Origin of the sequence: Amycolatopsis kentuckyensis, assembly GCF_041679295.1 — a bacterium.
GTDB lineage: Bacteria > Actinomycetota > Actinomycetes > Mycobacteriales > Pseudonocardiaceae > Amycolatopsis > Amycolatopsis kentuckyensis_A.
The window spans coordinates 533,348-550,091 of record NZ_JBGDMD010000005.1 but is presented as its reverse complement, the minus strand read 5'-3'; the positions used below and the strand labels follow the sequence as shown (position 1 = coordinate 550,091).

The 16,744-nt window shown below is 73.9% G+C and carries 13 protein-coding genes; 7 read left to right on the top strand and 6 right to left on the bottom strand.

Annotation, left to right across the window (positions count from 1 at the left end; genetic code table 11):
* Positions 1-219: 219 nt before the first annotated feature.
* The 3 genes from ACERZO_RS23260 to ACERZO_RS23250 form a co-directional block, all read right to left on the bottom strand.
* Positions 220-1,098, bottom strand: coding sequence for an RNA polymerase sigma-70 factor (locus ACERZO_RS23260; RefSeq protein ID WP_372666835.1), 879 nt, complete (start codon positions 1,096-1,098; stop codon positions 220-222).
* Complete coding sequence (locus tag ACERZO_RS23255) at positions 1,095-1,457, bottom strand: DoxX family protein (protein ID WP_372666834.1); 363 nt, start codon at positions 1,455-1,457, stop codon at positions 1,095-1,097. The genes ACERZO_RS23260 and ACERZO_RS23255 overlap by 4 nt, the downstream gene beginning before the upstream one ends.
* A gap of 65 nt (positions 1,458-1,522) precedes the next feature.
* Positions 1,523-2,023 carry a winged helix-turn-helix transcriptional regulator gene (locus ACERZO_RS23250; RefSeq protein ID WP_372666833.1) on the bottom strand — a complete coding sequence of 167 codons (501 nt, stop codon included), beginning with the start codon at positions 2,021-2,023 and terminating at the stop codon, positions 1,523-1,525.
* A gap of 93 nt (positions 2,024-2,116) precedes the next feature.
* Between ACERZO_RS23250 and ACERZO_RS23245 the strand changes: the two genes are divergently transcribed.
* The 5 genes from ACERZO_RS23245 (at position 2,117) to ACERZO_RS23225 (ending at position 5,827) form a co-directional block, all read left to right on the top strand.
* Positions 2,117-2,416 (top strand): putative quinol monooxygenase, encoded by a 300-nt coding sequence (locus ACERZO_RS23245; RefSeq protein WP_372666832.1) that lies wholly within the window; start codon positions 2,117-2,119, stop codon positions 2,414-2,416.
* Positions 2,417-2,433: 17 nt separating this feature from the next.
* Positions 2,434-3,324: an NmrA family NAD(P)-binding protein gene (locus tag ACERZO_RS23240; protein ID WP_372666831.1), complete on the top strand. Its 891-nt coding sequence runs from the start codon at positions 2,434-2,436 to the stop codon at positions 3,322-3,324.
* Between the two features lie 10 nt (positions 3,325-3,334).
* Positions 3,335-4,102 (top strand): SDR family oxidoreductase, encoded by a 768-nt coding sequence (locus ACERZO_RS23235; RefSeq protein ID WP_372666830.1) that lies wholly within the window; start codon positions 3,335-3,337, stop codon positions 4,100-4,102.
* Between the two features lie 79 nt (positions 4,103-4,181).
* Positions 4,182-5,075 (top strand): TIGR03619 family F420-dependent LLM class oxidoreductase, encoded by an 894-nt coding sequence (locus ACERZO_RS23230; RefSeq protein ID WP_372666829.1) that lies wholly within the window; start codon positions 4,182-4,184, stop codon positions 5,073-5,075.
* A 104-nt stretch (positions 5,076-5,179) separates the two neighbouring features.
* Positions 5,180-5,827: a response regulator transcription factor gene (locus ACERZO_RS23225; RefSeq protein ID WP_364462079.1), complete on the top strand. Its 648-nt coding sequence runs from the start codon at positions 5,180-5,182 to the stop codon at positions 5,825-5,827.
* 1 nt (position 5,828) lies between these two features.
* Here ACERZO_RS23225 and ACERZO_RS23220 read toward each other — a convergent pair whose 3' ends face one another.
* From ACERZO_RS23220 to ACERZO_RS23210, 3 genes are read right to left on the bottom strand one after another with little or no spacing between them, the layout of a single operon-like run.
* Positions 5,829-8,576, bottom strand: coding sequence for an ATP-binding protein (locus ACERZO_RS23220; protein ID WP_372666828.1), 2,748 nt, complete (start codon positions 8,574-8,576; stop codon positions 5,829-5,831).
* 2 nt (positions 8,577-8,578) lie between these two features.
* A complete protein-coding gene (locus tag ACERZO_RS23215; RefSeq protein ID WP_372666827.1) occupies positions 8,579-11,392 on the bottom strand; it encodes an AAA family ATPase in 2,814 nt (937 codons plus the stop codon).
* The gene (locus tag ACERZO_RS23210) at positions 11,376-13,940 is read right to left on the bottom strand and encodes a LuxR C-terminal-related transcriptional regulator (protein ID WP_372666826.1); all 2,565 of its coding nucleotides are present in this window, start codon (positions 13,938-13,940) and stop codon (positions 11,376-11,378) included. The genes ACERZO_RS23215 and ACERZO_RS23210 overlap by 17 nt, the downstream gene beginning before the upstream one ends.
* Positions 13,941-14,347: 407 nt before the next feature.
* On the opposite strand from ACERZO_RS23210, the gene ACERZO_RS23205 reads away from it, so the two are divergent.
* Together ACERZO_RS23205 and rfbA are read left to right on the top strand one after the other, a co-directional pair.
* A complete protein-coding gene (locus tag ACERZO_RS23205; RefSeq protein WP_372666825.1) occupies positions 14,348-15,628 on the top strand; it encodes a sensor histidine kinase in 1,281 nt (426 codons plus the stop codon).
* A gap of 225 nt (positions 15,629-15,853) precedes the next feature.
* Entirely contained in the window at positions 15,854-16,741 is an 888-nt protein-coding gene (rfbA, locus tag ACERZO_RS23200) for a glucose-1-phosphate thymidylyltransferase RfbA (RefSeq protein ID WP_372666824.1), read from the top strand.
* Positions 16,742-16,744 lie beyond the last annotated feature (3 nt).

Genomic DNA, 16,744 nt, shown 5'->3' with positions numbered 1-16,744 from the left:
TGGGAGACGGCCCCGGACGAAGTGCGGAGGCGGCTGTTCTCCACGGTCACCGCCCCGCACGACCTGGCGGCGTGGCCGAGCTTCGACGGCGGACACGCCGGCGCCTTGACCTGGCGCTCGCGTCGGCCGTGCGCGGCGGTAACGACGAGCTCGGCCAACCTCGGCCACTGGCGCGGGAAGCACCTCGATCACCGCGCGGTCCGCGTCCTGGCCGAGCGCTCACCGCAGGGTCAGCGGGGTCTCCGACTCGACGCGCGTCAGCTTCTCCGGGTTGCGCACGTAGTACAGCCCCGTGATGCGGCCGGCGTCGAGGCGGACCGCCATGATGCCGTCGAGCTCGCCGTTCAGGTGCAGCGCCAGGCCCGGGTTGCCGTTGACCACCGTCAGGCCGCTGGTGAGCACCGCGTCCGTGCGGCCGATGCCGCCGGACATGAAGCGGACCACCTTGTCCGCGCCCGCGACCGGCCGCAGCGCCGCCTGCTTGACGCCGCCGCCGTCGCTGAGCAGGACGACGTCGGGGGCGAGCACGTCCAGCAGGCCCTGGAAGTCGCGGGTGGCCAGCGCGCGCTGGAACGACTCCAACACCGCGCGGGTTTCGCGGGCCGAGACCGGCTCGCGCGGGCGGCGGGCGTCGACGTGCTTGCGGGCGCGGTGCGCGATCTGGCGGACCGCGGCCGGGGTCTTGCCGACGGCGGCGGCGATCTCGTCGTAGCCGAACTCGAAGACCTCCCGCAGCACGAAGACCGCGCGTTCGGTCGGCGCCAGCGTCTCGAGGACCAGCATCAGCGCCATCGACACGCTCTCGGCGAGTTCGACGTCCTCGGCGACGTCCGGCGCGGTGAGCAGCGGCTCGGGCAGCCAGGGGCCGACGTAGGCCTCCTTGCGCCGCTTCATCGTGCGCAGCCGGTTGAGCGCCAGCCGCGTCGTGATGCGGACCAGGTAGGCGCGCTCGTCGCGGACCTCCGCGAGGTCGACGTCGGCCCAGCGCAGCCAGGTTTCCTGCAGGACGTCCTCCGCGTCGGCCGCCGAGCCGAGCATCTCGTAGGCGACGGTGAACAGCAGGTTCCGGTGCGCGACGAAGGTTTCGGTGGCGGTCACGCGCGCCCCCAGGCAACGAAGACCGCGATGGCGAGGTAAGTCAGGTTCAGCGCGACGAACTTCGCTTCGCCGTGGCGCAGGTGGGTGAGCATGGCCCCGATCATGAGCAGGACCCAGCAGACGGCCGTCACCGGGACCAGCACGGGGGCGATCCCGAGCGCGGCGGGCAGGACCAGCCCGGCGGCGGCCAGCAGTTCGAGGACGCCGAGCGTCTTGACGAACCCGGCGCTGCGTTCGCCGGTCCACGCGCCGCCCGGGTGGGCGGCGAGCTTGGCCCGGGGCACGAAGGTCTTGCTGACGCCCCCGGTCAGAGCGACGACGGCGAGCAACGCGGCGGCGATCCAGAGTGCGGTGTTCATGAGGTCTCCTTCGGTCGGCCTCAAGACACCGGGTGCCCGGTCGCTGTGACAGGGCATGACGCGCGTCACACGACCGGCTCGAGCAACCGCCGCGGCGTGCTCATCGCGGCCGACACCGGGTCGGGGTCCGCGGCCGGCCGGTAGCCCGGGCCGGGCTCGATGCGGATCTCCGGCACCGGCACGACGACGCCGCATTGTTCACACCGGCCGTCCGCGTCGAGGCGGCCGCCGTCCGCGTCGTGGCGGGTGGTGCGCTTTTCGCCGTCCGGGGAGTAGAACGCGTCGCCCCAGCCCATCAGCGCGCGCACGACCGGCCAGAGCGCGAGGCCCTTGTCGGTGAGCCGGTATTCGGCGTTCTCGCGGACGAGGACGCCTTCCTGCACGAGGGCCTTCAACCGGCTGGTCAGGACGGCGCGCGGGATCCCGAGCTGGGCCGCGAAGTCCCCGAACCGCCGGACGCCGAAGAAGGCGTCGCGGACGATCAGCAGCGTCCACCGCTCCCCGACGACCTCCAGGGAGCGCGCCAGCGAGCAGTTGCGATCCGCGTAGGTGCTGGGGAGGGCCATGGGACCAGTGTACACGCGGCAGTTCGTTCATTGAACTGGTTCGTGCTACGGTGTGGTAGTTCGGTGAATGAACTGACACCAGGAGGGTGCATCGTGTTCCAGTTCCTCGTCTCCTTCACGGTCCCGCCGGACCACCACGACGACTTCGTCCGCCTGGCCGCGAAGACCGCGCGCGACTCCCTCGCGAACGAGCCCGGCTCCCGCCGGTTCGAGGTCATCGCGGACGAAGGGAACTCCGACGTCTTCTACCTCAACGAGGTCTACGCGGACGCCGACGCGTTCACCGCCCACGCCGCCGGTCCCCACTTCGGCGCGTTCTTCGCCGAGGCCGCGACCTACGCCGAGGGCCCGACGTGGCTCATGCGCGGCACCGTCGTCGGCGATCCGGCCTGACCCGCAAAGGAGTTCCGATGTCCCTCTTCCTCGTGACCGCCGCGGCCGGCAAGACCGGCGGCGCCACCGTCGGGCACCTGCTCGCCCGCGGCCACCGCGTCCGCGCCATGGTCCGCCGCGACGACGACCGCTCGCGCGCGCTCGCCGCGGCCGGCGCCGAAGTCGTGCGGGCCGATCTCCTCGACCTCGACGCCGTCACCGCGGCGCTCGACGGCGTCACCGGTGCCTACTTCTGCTACCCGATCCGCGAAGGCCTGCTCGACGCGACCGTCAATTTCGCCCAGGCGGCAACGGAAACCGGCGTCCGCTCGATCGTGGACATGTCCCAGATCTCCGCCCGCCGCGAGGCTCGCAGCAACGCGGCGCGGCAGCACTGGCTCGCCGAGCGCGTGCTGGACCGGACCGGCCTGCTCACCACCCACCTGCGGCCGACGTTCTTCGCCGAGTGGCTCACCTCGTGGTGGGAACTGCGCGACGGCGAAGGCCTCCTGCGTCTCCCCTTCGGCGAAGGCCGGCACGCGCCGATCGCCGCGGCCGACCAGGGACGCGTCATCGCCGCGGTCCTCGCCGATCCCGAGCCGCACGCCGGCGCCGCCTACTCGCTCCACGGCCCGGTCGAGCTGAACCACCGCGAGATCGCGGAGATCATGGCCGGCGCGCTCGGCATCCCGGTGCGCTACGAGCCGATCAGCGTCGAAGAGTTCTCCGCGTCGATGGCCGCGCGCGGGCTGCCGGCACACCTGATCCAGCACCTCGGCAACGTCGCCGTCGATTACCGGAACGGCGTTTTCGCGGGCACCAACGACGTCGTCGAGCAGGTCGGCGGCCAGGCCCCGCTTTCGGTCGAGCAGTTCGTGCTCGCGAACAAGGAATCCTTCGCCGGCAACGGCCCCTACTTCGTGGCTTGAGGAGAAACCCATGGCATCCGTCCTCATCACCGGCGCGGGCAAGGGCATCGGCCGCGCGATCGCGCTCGAACTGTCCCGCCGCGGGCACCGGGTCGTCGCCACCGCACGCGATCCGCGGACGCTCGACGACCTGCCCGTCGACCGGCGGCTGCGGCTGGACGTCACCGATCAGGAAAGCGTCGACCAGGCGGTGAAAGACGCCGGCGAAGTCGACGTCCTGATCAGCAACGCCGGCCAGACCGTGCGCGCGCCACTGGAAACCGTGCCCCTCGACGAGGTCGACCGGCTCTTCCGGCTCAACACGCTGGGCGCGCTGCGGATCGCCCAGGCCGTCCTGCCTGCGATGCGCGTCCGCGGCTCGGGCCACCTCGTCTTCGTTTCCAGCATCCAGGGCCGGCTCGTGCTGCCGATCATCGGCCCGTACGCGGCCAGCAAGTGGGCTCTCGAAGCGATCGCCGAGACACTCGCCGTCGAAACGCGCCACTTCGGCGTCAAGGTGAGCATCGTCCAGCCCGGCGCGGTGTCCTCGGGCGGCGCCGAGCGCGCCAAGGTCTTCTTCGCCGACGAAGACCCGTACCTCCCGCTGTACGACCAGCTCGCCGCCCTGCGCGGCGAAGTCGTGACACCCGAAGAGGTTGCTGTCACGGTCGCCGAGACGATCGAGCACGCCGAACCGCCGTTGCGCGTGCCGGCCGGGGCGCCCGCAGAAAAAGCGTTGCGGGCCCGGAAGGAAGCGCCGGAGAACGAACCGTTCCTGTTCGCGAAGATCGACTGGTAGTGCTTGAACGAGCAACTAAACGGGAGTACTACTGGGCAGAGGATCACCAAGGATCCGTTCGCTCTCCAGGGGAGAATTCATGCACTTGGGTTTCAGCCTTCCGGTCTTCGGCAAGGCGGCGGCCACACCGGGCGGGATCGCGCGGTACGCCCGCGCAGCCGAACAGGCCGGGGCGGCCAGTCTGTGGGTCGGTGACCGGCTGCTTTCGCCGGTCGCCCCCGTCGTGCCCTACCCGGGCTACGACACCATGCCCGAGGAGTTCCACACCGCCCAGGACCCGTTCACCGCGCTGGCCGTCGCTGCCGCCGTGACCGAGACGGCGATCCTCGGCTCCAGCACCATCAACGCCACCCAGTACCAGCCCGCGAACTTCGCGCGGCTGCTCACCAGCCTCGACGTCGCCTCCAACGGACGGCTGCTGCCCGGCCTCGGGATCGGCTGGTCGCCCGACGAGTACGCGGCCGTCGGCATCCCGATGAGCGAGCGCGGCAAGCGGCTGGACGACCTGCTCGACCTGCTCGAGAAGTGGTGGACCGAGGAGACCGTGTCGCACGAAGGCGTCGGCTACGCCATCGCCGAGTCCCACGTCAACCTCAAGCCGGTGCGCAAGCCGCCGGTGCACCTCGCCGGCTTCGGCGAGAAGTCGCTGCGCCGGGTCGCCGAGCGGGCCGACGGCTGGCTGCCGGTCTGGTCGGTGCCCGAGCAGTTCCCCGCGGACGTGCTCACCTCCACCCTCGCGAAGATCCGGGCCGACGCCGAGCAGGCCGGGCGCGACCCGCAGGCGCTCGGCGTGGCGCTGCGCGTGAACGCCGCGCCCGGCACGGAAGCCGAGCAGATCGCGGAGTCGGTGACGAAGATCGCCGGGATCCTCGAGCCGGACCAGACTTTCGTCGACCTGACCTACCTGACGAGCGGCGTGGACGAGCACCTCGACCTCACCGGCCGTCTGCTGGACCTGGTCGCCAAGGGCTGACGCACGGCGCGGAACCCGCCCCGGCGGGTTCCGCGTTCGGAGGCGGTGCGGGCCCGGTCAATGCGATACTGCGGGGTGTGCGCACCCAAGGGAAAGACGACAGCGTGATCCGCCTGGTGATCGTCGACGACGAGCCGATGGTGCTCGCGCACCTGCGTACGGTGCTGACCTCCGCCGAGGACATCGACATCGTCGGGCAGGCGCAGGACGGCGCCGAAGCCGTCGAAGCCGCCGGGCGCTTCCGGCCCGACGTCATGCTGATGGACCTGCGGATGCCCGGCGTGGACGGGCTGACCGCGATCGAGCGGATCGTCAAGCTCCCCGACCCGCCCGCCCTCGTCGCGCTCACGACGTTCGACACCGACAGCTACGTCCTCAAGGCGTTGCGGGCCGGCGCGTCGGGCTTCCTGCTCAAGTCGACGCCCCCGGAGGACCTGATCGGCCTCGTGCGCGTCGCGGCCGACGGGCACACGGTGCTGTCCAAGGAAGCCGCGCGCCGGATGGTCTCGGCGTCGGCCGGCGAACACGAACGCTCGCAGGAAGCTCGCGAACGCACGGCGGATCTCACGGACCGCGAGCTGGACATGCTCGTCTGCCTCGGTGAAGGCATGTCCAACGCCGCCATCGCGGCCAAGCTGCACCTGTCCGAAGCGACGGTGAAGAGCTACGTCTCGCGGATGCTGACGAAGCTGGGGTGCGCCAACCGGACCCAGGCCGGTCTTCTGGCGCACGAAGCGGGTCTCGCGGGCTGAGTCACGCGCTGCTGCGGGCCCCGAAACCCCACGCGCCGAACACTTCGGCGAGTTCCGTGCGGCCCGAGATCCCCAGTTTCCGGTAGCAGTTCGTCAAATGCTTCTCGACGGCCCGCCGGCTCACGTTGATCTCGGCCGCGATCTCGCCGTTCGTCAGCCCGTCCAAGGCGAACGCGACCACCCGGCCCTCCGCCTCGCTGAGCGCGACCGACAGGCCCGCCGCGGTCTTCTCCTCGGCCGACCGGCCGGTGAGCCACGGCGCGCCACAGCCTTCGGCGAGCCGGTACGCCTCGCGGAACCGGTCGCCCGCCGCGGCGCCGTCGGGCAGCGACGCGCCCTCCGCCAGCAAGGCACGCGCCAGCTCCAGCCGGTCCCCCGACGCCCGGGAGATCTCGATCGACTCCGCGAGCACGTCGTCGGCTTCGGCACCCGAGGTCAGCGACGCCTTGATCCGCAACGCGCGGCCGAGCGCCACCGGCGCGCCCCAGCGGCGGGCCCAGCGGACTTCGTCCTCGATCAGCTCGCCGGCCGAGACGCGGTCGCCGAGCCGGCGCTGGAGCCAGGCGCTCCACGTCCGCCACGGGAACAACGCCGGGTTGCGCCAGCCCGCGCGGTGCAGGGCCGCGCCGCAGTCGAGGAACCGTGCCAGCGCGCCGCGGGGGTCCTCGACCGCCGCCACCGCCCCGCGCAGCATCAGCAGCGCGGCCCGGACGTGCAGGCCGGCCCGCGTCGACGTGGGCTCGTCGAAGTGCTCGACGAGCGTGGCCGCGAGCCGCTCGTCCCGGGCGATGATCGCGACCGAAACGAGTGCCATCACCAGTGATTCGGCCGCTTCGGCCAGGTCGCCGCCGATCAGCTCGTACGCCTCCCAGGCCGTGGACCGGGCCCGGGTCAGCTGCCCGCTCTGGGCCAGCTCGGCCGCGCGCGCCGCGACCAGCGACGCCGACCGCCCCTCGGCCGGCTCCCCGACCGCGCTCTCCAGCCAGGACGACGGCTGCCCGGTCGACCCCGCGGCGAACGCGCAGATGATCAGCAGCGGCGCGGTGCCCGCGAACTCCGTGGACGACGCGGGGGCGCAGCGCAGCAACCGTTCGGTCAGCTCGGCCACGGTCCGCGCGGGCATCCCGGCGCTCAGCGCGGCCGCGTGCAGCAGCACCGCCAGCAGCTCGCGCTCGGCGAGCGTGCCGACCGGCGGCTCCGGGCCCAGCTCGCGCAGGCGGTCGACGGCGCCGGCCAGCAGCACCGGGTCTTCGCAGCGGGTGAGCCGGGTCCGCGCCTCCAGCCGGAGCCCGGCCTGCGCGCCCGCGTCCTCCGGCCGGACGCGCCCGACGAGGACGGCGGCTTCCGGCCGCAGGAACGCCGACAGCGGCAGCAGGGTGACCGCCTCGGCCCGTTCGCGCGGGGTGGGCAGCAGCCCGACCGCCTGCGTGAGGTGCCGGATCGCGGCGGGGACGTCGAACGCGGCTTCGGTGAGCGCGAGGTCCACCAGCCGCCAGCCGCGCTCCGGGCCGTCGGGCGGCAGGTCGAGCAGCGCGCGGCGCAGGTAGCGCGCCGCCGTCTCATGCTGCCCGCGCCGGGTCGCCGCGTCGGCCGCCGTGCGCAGCTCCTCCGGCATCCAGGGCGCCGGTGAGGGCGCGGGCACTTCGAGCAGCTGGGCCGCGACCGTCTCCGCGGCGAACCCGGCCTCGTGGAAGACCGTCGCCGCGCGCACCCGCAGCCGCAGGTCCTCCGGCGCCGTCGTCGACGCTTCGACCGCGGCCCGCACGACGGGCGCGGCGAACCGCGGTGGGGACGCCGAGCCGAGGACGCCCAGCCGGCCCAGTACCCGCACGGCCTCCGCGACGGCCACCGAGTCACCGCCGGTGAGGCGCTCGACCAGCCACGGCTCGGCGTGGCCGCCGAGCACCGCGATCGCCTTGGCGCACTCGCCGACGGCCGGCGGCAGCACGGCGAGCTGGGCGGCGAGCCGTTCTTTCAGCAGCGACGGTCCGGTGCGGTGGTCCCCGCGCACGGCTTCGGTGAGGTACAACGGGTTTCCGGCGCTCGCCGCGTGGCAGGCGGCGACGAACCGCGCGTCGCCGGCCCGGTCGTCGGACATCGCGCGCAACGCCGCCGCGACGCCGGCCTCCGACAGGTTCGGCGGCCGGATCCGCGTCTTCGCCAGCTCCCACAGCTCGCGCAGCGCCGGCCGGTCGGCTCCCGGGTCGCCTTCGCGGACCGCGACGACGATCGCGCACGGCAGGTCGCGGATCCGCCGTGCGCACTGCCGCAGCCAGGTCAGCGACTGCCGGTCGCCGAGGTGCAGGTCGTCGACCAGCACGGCGAGCGGCCGGTCGGCGGCGACCGCGGCGAGCAGGGCGACCAGGCCGTGCGTGGTCAGCACGTCGTTGTGGCCGTCCGGTTCCCACCCCGGCCAGCCCGGGGCGCCGGGGAACAGCCACCGCGCCGCCGAAGCGGTACCGGCGAACCAGCGTTCCGCGTCGCGCTCGGCGGCCCCGGCGACCACCGGCTCGAGCACCTGGCAGGCCACTCCGAAGTCGAAGTCCTGTTCGGTCCGGCTCGCCGACGCGGTGAGCACCCGCAGCGCGCCGGGGCGCGCCTCCGCGATCCGCAGGACTTCCTTGAGCAGCGCGGTTTTGCCCACGCCGAGCGGCCCGGTGAGCACCGTGACCGAGCCCTCCCCCGCCCCGGCCGCGGTGATCGCGCCGCACAGCAGGCGCAGCTCGGTCTCGCGTTCCGGCAGCGTCACCCCTACCCCTCCCCACCGCCCGGCCGCCCCGCGGCGGTCAGCGCTTCGGCGAGCTGGCGCCGGCCCCCGATCCCCAGCTTGCGGTAGACGTTGGTCAGGTGCAGCTCGACCGTCCGCCGGGTCACGTCGAGCCGGTCGGCGATCTCGGCGTTGGAGGTGCCCGCGGCGGCCAGCTCCGCGACCCGGCGCTGGGCTTCGGAAAGCACGGGCAGCCGGTCGGCCCCGGTCAGTTCCCGCAGCCGGGCGAGAACGGCCGGCCAGCGGTACCGCGCCGCCAGCGCGCCCGCCCGCGCGAGGAGGTCCTCGGCGGGCTCCACGACCGGCGCGGCCACGTCCTCAACCTGGCCATCGGCCACCGCGGCCACTCCCGCCGCCTGCCACAGACGACCGCCACCGACCACCGGCCCGGCCACATCCTCAACCTGGCCATCGGCCACCGCGGCCAGCTCCACCAGCGCCGTCGCGTGGCGTAGGTGGCTGCCGGTGCCGGCCAGCAGCCCGGCCGCCCGGGCCAGGTGCCCGGCGCTGCCCGGGTCTTCGGGGCCGAGGGTGAGCGCGGCGGCCAGGTGCGCCCCGCCGACGGCGGCCCGGGTGCCCCACGCGTTCGCGGCGGCGAGCTCCTCGCCGAGCAGCAGCCGGGCGGCCGCCCGCTCGCCGCCCGCCACCAGGCAGCGCGCCACGGCGGAGCGCCAGGGCAGCAGCTCCGGGTTTTCCCAGCCACGCGCGGAAAGCCGGCGGCCGCACTCGCGCAGCGGGGCGAGCGCCTGGTCGGGCCGTTCCTCGGCGAGCAGCGTCGTTCCCTTGGCGTACAACAGGAACGCGCTGCCGAGCCCGGGTCCCGGCTCGACGTGGTCGCGCTCGAGCGTCCGCCGGGCGAGGTCGGGGCGGCCGGCTTCGAGGTGCACCCGCGCCTCGACCGCGACGACCCGGGCGCGCAGCACCGAGTGCCAGTGCCGGGGCGGCACCAGCTCGTGCGCCTCGGCCAGATCGGCCTCCGCGTCGTCGAGGAGTCCCGCCGCGAGGTGCCGTTCGGCCCGGTCGACGAGGGCGCGGGCGATCAGCGTGCGGGCGCCTTGGCGGCGCACCGCCGCGAGCAGTTCTCGGCCGTGGCCGTCGGCTTCGCCGAAGTCCCCGGTGAGGCTCAGCGCGCGGACCGCCGCGGCGCGCACGGTCAGCGAGCAGGCGTCCGCGATCGGCTGCGCCAGCGCGGCCCGCGCGAGCCCGCGCACCCGCGCCGGGCGCACGCCGCGCCGGGCGCGCAGCAGCGCGGCCACGGCGGCCCGCGCCGGGTCGGCCGGCCGTTCGGGCAGCGGCGGCATGCCGTAGCCGCCGACCGCGGACCGGTCCTGCGGTTCGCCGTCGGCCAGCCAGTACAGGGCGGCCAGGGCGTCGCGCTCGGCCGCCGAGACGTCGGGGCGGCGGAACGCGGCGATGAGCGTGCGCGCGCTCAGGCCGCCGCGCGCGTTGAGCAGGTCCGCCGCCAGCAGCCGGTACCGGCCGAGCCCCGGACCGTCCACTTCGGACAGGACCTGGGCGAGGTGGCGGTCGCCCGCCTCCTGGTCCAGCAGCAGTTGCCCGGCGCCGAGGTCGATCAGCACGGCCGCGCGCTGCGCCGGTTCGAGCGGTTCCCGCAACGCCCGGCGAAGCGACGCCGTCGCTTGCCCGTCCCGGCCGCCGCCCGGACCCAGCCGGGCGGCCGCGCGCAGGACGTCCACCACCCACGGCTCGCCGAGCACGCGGGTCCGGCGCAGAATCGCCGCGATGGCCGCGTTCGCAACGCCGTGTTCGTGCCCCAGCTTCGCCGCGCGGGCGAAGAACGCGTCGCGGTCGTCTTCGGTCATCCCGCCGAGCGCGCGCTGGCCGACGTCCGGTCCGGCGAGCTTGCCGTCCGCGGTGAGCAGGCCGAGCGCCCGCAGCCGGGCGAGGTCCGCGGCGAACTCCTCCGGCGCGCAGCCGGCGAGCTCGGCCAGCAGCGCGGGCCCGAATCCTTCCGGGCACACCGCGACCGCGCGCAACACGGCGAGGAGCCCGGCGGGCAGGCCGTCGACCAGGCGCAGCAGCCGTTCGGCGGCGACGCGCGTGAACAGCCCGGCCGGTTCCGGCGTGCCGGCGGGATCCATGTCCAGCCGGGCGAGCGCCTCGCTCAGCACCGCCGGGTTCCCGCCGCTGCCGCGCACGGCGTGCTCGACGACCCGCTCGTCGGCGCCGTCGAGCCGCACGCGGACCAGCGCGGCCACGGAGGCGTCGCCGAGCGGCCGCAGCCGCAGGCCGTGGGCGTCCGTCGCGGGCTCCCAGGTGTCCAGCCCGCTGGTCTCGCTGACCACCAGCAGCACCGGAACGTCCGCGCGGTGGCCGGAGAGCACGCGCAGCCACGCGCGGGTGGGGTCGTCGGCCCAGTGCAGGTCGTCGACGACGAGCACGAGCGGCCGCCCGCCGAGCCCGGCGTAGAGGACCCGGCACAGCTCGCGCTCGTCCGGCGGGTCCGCGAGCGCCGGGAGGGCGACGCCGAGCCCGGCGAACACCTCGTGCAGCACGGTGAACGGCTCGGTCCGGTCCGACGGGCAGCACGGCACGTGGGCCACCGGCAGCCCGGCGTCCCGGGCCGTCGCCACCAGGGACGCCAGCAGCGCGCTGCGGCCGGAACCCGGCGCGCCGGTGACCGTCACGACCGCCGACCGTCCCTCGCGCAGGTCGCCGACCAGCCCGGTCAGCAGCGCGGCTTCCTCGTCGCGCTCGGCCAGCCGCGTCCCCCAGACGCCGCGCTGGTACGGCACCCCGGAGACCACGGCCTCCTCGTCCTCACCCGGCGAGCCCATGCGTCCTCTTCGCGGCTTCCGGGACGGCCGGTCCCGCGCTCGCCCGCAGCGCCGCGGCCAGTTCGGCGCGGCTGTCCACGGCCAGCTTCCGGTAGACGTTGGTCAAGTGCAGCTCGACGGTCCGCGGCGAGACGAACAGGGCGCTCGCGACGTCGCGGTTGCTCGCGCCGCCCGCGACCAGGTCGGCCACCTCGCGTTCGCGCAGCGTCAGCACGTCGGCGCGCGGCTTCCGCAGCCGGCCGCCGGACTCCTCGAGCAGCTCCCTGGCCAGCACGCCGATCGAACGCCACCCCGAGCCGGCGGCCAGCAGCGCGGCCTGGCGCAGGTGCTGGCGCGCGGTCTTGCGGTCGCCGACGAGCGTCAACGCCTTACCCAGCAGGTATTCCGACCGCGCGTACTCGACGCGGCAGGGCGAGGTCGCCAGCACCCGGCTCGCCTCGGCCAGCAGTTCCACCGCCCGCGTCCCCGACGCCCCGGCGCCTTGGCCGAGCAGCACCAGGCCCCGGGCCGTCGCGGTCGGCCAGCTCGCGGCGAGCTCCTGCCCGCGTTCGGCGTAGCCGGCCGCTTCGCGGTGCCGGCCCGCGCCGGCGAGCAGCAGGGTGGCGGTGAACCACCAGGGCGCGAACACCGGGTTGCCGATGCCGGCTTCGGCCTGTCCCCGGCCGGACTCGAGCAGCAGGTCCAGTGCGCCGTCGACGTCGGCGCACAGCGCGCGGCCCCGCGCCCGGCCGAGCAGCCAGAGGTGGCGGTCCGCCGGTGCGGCCTCCAGTTCCTGCGGGCGCACGGCGTGCAGCAGCCGTTCGGCGGCGGCCAGTTCGCCGTCGTCGCGCAGGGCGGTCGCCAGCGTCGTCCGGACCAGCAGGCCCGGGCGTTGCCCGGCGCTCGCCAGCACGGCGACGCGGACGTCGGCGAGCGCGCCGTCGCGGTCGCCGCTTTCGCGCAGTATCCGGGACCGGGCGGCGAGTGCCCGGCCGAGCGCCGGCCCGTCGCCGCGCACCGCGGCCTCGGCCACCGCGCGGTCGAGCGCCCGCACGGTGTTCGGCGCGTCGTCGACCAGCCGCAGGGTCCGGGCGGCGGCGAGCAGGTCGTCGCTCGAGGCGGCCGCCGCGGGCATCCGGACGACGGCGCGCGCGCAGGCCGCGGCGACCTCGGTGCCGCGGCCGGTCAGCGCGAGCGCGGCGGCCCGGTCGGCGAGGTCCCGGGCGCCGGGGTGGCGGGCCGCGGCCGCGCGGGGGGCGGTCGCGGCCCGGTCCCGCAGCAGGCCGCGGGCGGCCTCCCGGGTCGTGGCCGCGGCGGCGAGGGCCGCCACGGGCACCGCGGGCGACGCCACGGCGAACCGCTGGGCCAGCCGGTCGACGAGGCCGCCGACGGGGGCCCGGTGGCCGGTGGCGTCCGGTGCGGTCGCCGCGAGCGCGTAGAGCACGGCGATGGCGCAGTGGTCACGCGGGTCGCGGGCGTGGCCGGCGGCCGTGCGCAGCTCCGTCATCGCCGCGTCCGGGTCGAGGCCGAGCCGGGCGGCGGCGAGCGCCAGCCGGACGTCGAGCCGCGCCGGTTCGGCGGCGGCCGCGCGGGACAGGTGGGCGACGGCGGTCGCCGGGTCCTTCGCGACGGCCGCGGCTTCCAGCGCCAGGTCGACCATCCAGCGCTCGTCGAGCCGCGGCAGCGCTCCGAGGTGCGGGGCGACTTCGGCGGCGGGGCGCGCGTCGTCGTTGAGCATCCGGGCCGCATGCAAATGCATACGGGCGAGTTCGCCGGCGGGCGTTTCGGCGAGCAGGCGGGATCGGACCGAGCGGTCGAGCACGCAACCGGTGAAGAGATTCGCGTGTCGAATTGCGTCGATCGCGATCCGCACCGAGCGCGCGGGCAGCCCGCACAAAGCGGCCACCCTCGTCACGTTCTGTTCGTCGAGCACCGCGAGGGCGGTGGCCACGGTCCGGGCCTGCGCGGGCAGGCCGGCGAGCGCGTCGACCGGACTCGGCGCGGCGACTTCCCAGCGGTGGCACCGGTCCTGCGCCCCGAGCTGCCCGAGGGCCCACACCCCGGGGCCGGGCTCGTCGGGACGGCGGCAGAGGACGATGAGAAACCGCTCTCCGCGGCCGCACCGCAGCAGGAAGTCGAGGAATCGCAGCGACGATTCGTCGCACCACTGCGCTTCTTCGACGACGATGGCCGGATTCTTTTTCCGCAATGGCCCGGCCAAGAGCAGCGACCGCAGAGTACGGAATTTCCGGTGCAATCCGGAACCGTCTTCCGCGGGCAGTTCCAGGGTCCGCCGAATGGCGCCGCCGGGATCGTGGTTCTTCGTGAACAGTTCGGTGAGCGCGTGGAACTCGGCCGGTTCACCCGCCGATTCGGCGCAAAAGCGAAAAATATTCGCAGACTGGCCCGGTTTTTCCGATTCCAGGCCCGCGAGCAGAGCCCGGACGCCCCCGCCGGGCACCCCGTCCACCAGCACGGCCTGCGCGGACTCCGTCCACGCCAGTACCGCACACCGGGACAGCGCGCCCGGATCCCGGGCGAAGACCGGATTCGGAGTGGGATCCGACATGCCGCCATCGACCTTTCCTGCAAGCTCGGCAAAACCGAGCCTTTTCCCGCAGCCCCCAGAGCCGCCGAAGGATCTGACCGTCCGAACACTTATCGACACCGCCGCCGGAGAGAAACCACCGTCGGTGCCCGATGCGCGCCACTTCCTCCACTGTGGAGTGACCGTACCAGGAGTGACCGTTGCTGTCAGCGAAGGCCACCACCCGTACGGGTGACATACTTGTAGCATTAGTCAGACCCCGAAACTGGACATTTAACCAAGACTTGAGGTGCCCTTCGGGCGTCCGTGGGCCGACGGGGTGACGGGCTACCAACGAAAGTTGTCACCTCCCCGTCCTGCGGGCAACTTTCGTCGCTAGTCCGGCGGTCGACCGTCGGAACAGGGGTCCGGAAGCTACCGTGGAGCCCGTGTCGGACGTCACCACTCCCGGTTCAACCACGCTGCGTGAGCACTTCGGCACGCGGGTGGGTCCCAAGCGCGAACTGGCGACCCTGCTCAGCCTGGCGGTGATCTTCGGCGCGCTCGACGTGGCGATCTGCCTCAACAGCCACCCCACCACCGGCCGGGCCGGCCCCCGCGCGGACCTCGTCCTGCAGCTGCTGGTCGACGTGTCGGTGCTCGGGCTGCGGCGGTTCCCCAAGACGGTCGCGAGCATCGCGCTGGCCGTGACGTTCGCGACGGTGCTGGCCGACTCGCTCGCCCCCGGCCTGCTCTCCCCGGAGGACCCGGCCAGCCCGCTGATCCTGCCCCGCATCACACCGGTGATCGTGATCTTCCTGGTCCGGCGGACACCCCCGCGGGTGGCGTTCGGCTTCGTCGGCGCGCTGGCCGTGATCGGCAGCGAGCCGTGGGCACCCAGCTGGACGCTCACCCCGGTCGGCCTGCTCAGCACGATCGGCCCCGCGGCGGTGATGCTCTACCTGGACGCGCGCCGGCAGCTGCTGCAGGAACTGCGCGACCGCGCCGAGCGGGCCGAGCGCGAGACGCACCTGCTGGCCGAAAAGGCCCGGTTCGAGGAGCGCCGCCGGCTGGCGGCGGAGATGCACGACGTGCTGACCCACGGCCTCAGCTTGATGGTCCTGCACGCGGGAGCGCTCGGGATCAGTTCGAAGGAACCCGAGGTCCGCAAGGCGGCGGAGGAGATCCGCGCCCGCGGCGCGATGGCGCTGGACGAGCTGCGCGACCTGGTCGGGGTGCTGAACACGACATCGGCCGACCTGTCCGAGCGGATGGCGAGCCCGAGCCCCGGCGTTCCCTCGCAGCCGACCCCGGATCCCGCGACGCTCGTGGCGGAGTCCGTGTCGGCGGGGATCCCGGTGGAGCTGGACATCGAGGGCGAGCGTTCACAGATGTCCCCGACGATCGCGCGCACGGTCCACCGGATAGTCCAGGAGGCACTGACGAACGCCCGCAAGCACGCGGCAGGCGCGGAGATCCGGGTGAAGCTGCGGTACCGGCCGGACGGGGTCGGGATCCGGGTGATCAACACCCGGCCGCGGCGCCGGCCGGATGAGGTATTGGCGGGTAGTGGGTCCGGGTTGGGGTTGTCGAGCTTGCGCCACCGGGTAGAACTGGTGGGCGGGACCCTGCAGGCCGGGTCCACGCCGGACGGCGGGTTCCGGATCGCGGCGGACCTGCCGGCGTACGTACCCACGACGGAGACGCGGCAGAAGTCCGCGCACCGCTGACCCCGCGCCGCTGACCCACCCCGCCGCACGCCGCCGCTCCCACCCCGCGGCGACGTAGTGAATGACTCATTCATGTCGCCCAGTGACATGAATGAGTCATTCACTACGTCCGCCGACCGCCCGCGCCCCGGGAAACCCCGCGTCAGGACTGGGCGTTCTCCTACTCCTCCCCCGCTTAGGGTCGGGGCCGGACGCGAACCTCCCGACCCAGAACGTGGAGCCCCCATGAAAGGCATCATCCTGGCCGGCGGCAGCGGCTCCCGGCTGCACCCGGTCACGCTGGGCGTCTCGAAGCAGCTCGTCCCGGTCTACAACAAGCCGATGATCTACTACCCGCTCTCGGTCCTGATGCTCGCCGGCATCACCGAGATCCTGCTCATCTCGACCCCGCACGACCTGCCCGCGTTCAAGCGCCTGCTCGGCGACGGCGCGGAGCTCGGGCTCCAGCTCGGCTACGCCGAACAACCCCACCCGAACGGGCTCGCCGAGGCCTTCATCATCGGCGAGGAGCACGTCGGCGACGACACCTCCGCCCTCATCCTCGGCGACAACATCTTCCACGGCCAGGGTTTCTCCGACGTCCTGCGTGCCGCCACCCAGGACCTCAAGGGCTGCGTCCTCTTCGGCTACGAGGTCTCCGACCCGCACCGGCACGGCATCGGCGAGTGCGACGCCGACGGGAACCTCGTCTCCATCGAGGAAAAACCCGCCCACCCCAAGTCGAACCGGGCGCTCACCGGCCTGTACTTCTACGACAACGACGTCGTCGAGATCGCCAAGAACCTCACGCCGTCCGCGCGCGGCGAGCTGGAGATCACCGACGTCAACAACGTCTACCTCGACCGGGGCCGCGCCGCCTGCGTCGACCTCGGCCGCGGCTTCGCCTGGCTCGACACCGGCACGCACAAGTCGCTGCTGGACGCCGGGCAGTACGTGCAGACGATGGAAGCCCGCCAGGGCGTGCAGATCGCCTGCCTCGAAGAGATCGCGCTGCGCATGGGCTTCATCGACGCCGACCAGTGCTACGCGCTGGGCGAGCGGATCGGCAGCTCGGGCTACGGCGAGTACGTCATGGACTTCGCGCGCCGCGCGCGGCCGCTCACCGCGGTCTGAACC

What these genes read in the sequence shown, in the direction of transcription:
- ACERZO_RS23230 (WP_372666829.1), top strand. Translation starts at nt 4,182, where the DNA reads ATGCACTTGGGTTTCAGCCTTCCGGTCTTCGGCAAGGCGGCGGCCACA.
- ACERZO_RS23250 (WP_372666833.1), bottom strand. Translation starts at nt 2,023, where the DNA reads ATGGCCCTCCCCAGCACCTACGCGGATCGCAACTGCTCGCTGGCGCGC.
- ACERZO_RS23210 (WP_372666826.1), bottom strand. Translation starts at nt 13,940, where the DNA reads ATGTCGGATCCCACTCCGAATCCGGTCTTCGCCCGGGATCCGGGCGCG.
- ACERZO_RS23255 (WP_372666834.1), bottom strand. Translation starts at nt 1,457, where the DNA reads ATGAACACCGCACTCTGGATCGCCGCCGCGTTGCTCGCCGTCGTCGCT.
- ACERZO_RS23215 (WP_372666827.1), bottom strand. Translation starts at nt 11,392, where the DNA reads ATGGGCTCGCCGGGTGAGGACGAGGAGGCCGTGGTCTCCGGGGTGCCG.
- rfbA (WP_372666824.1), top strand. Translation starts at nt 15,854, where the DNA reads ATGAAAGGCATCATCCTGGCCGGCGGCAGCGGCTCCCGGCTGCACCCG.
- ACERZO_RS23240 (WP_372666831.1), top strand. Translation starts at nt 2,434, where the DNA reads ATGTCCCTCTTCCTCGTGACCGCCGCGGCCGGCAAGACCGGCGGCGCC.
- ACERZO_RS23235 (WP_372666830.1), top strand. Translation starts at nt 3,335, where the DNA reads ATGGCATCCGTCCTCATCACCGGCGCGGGCAAGGGCATCGGCCGCGCG.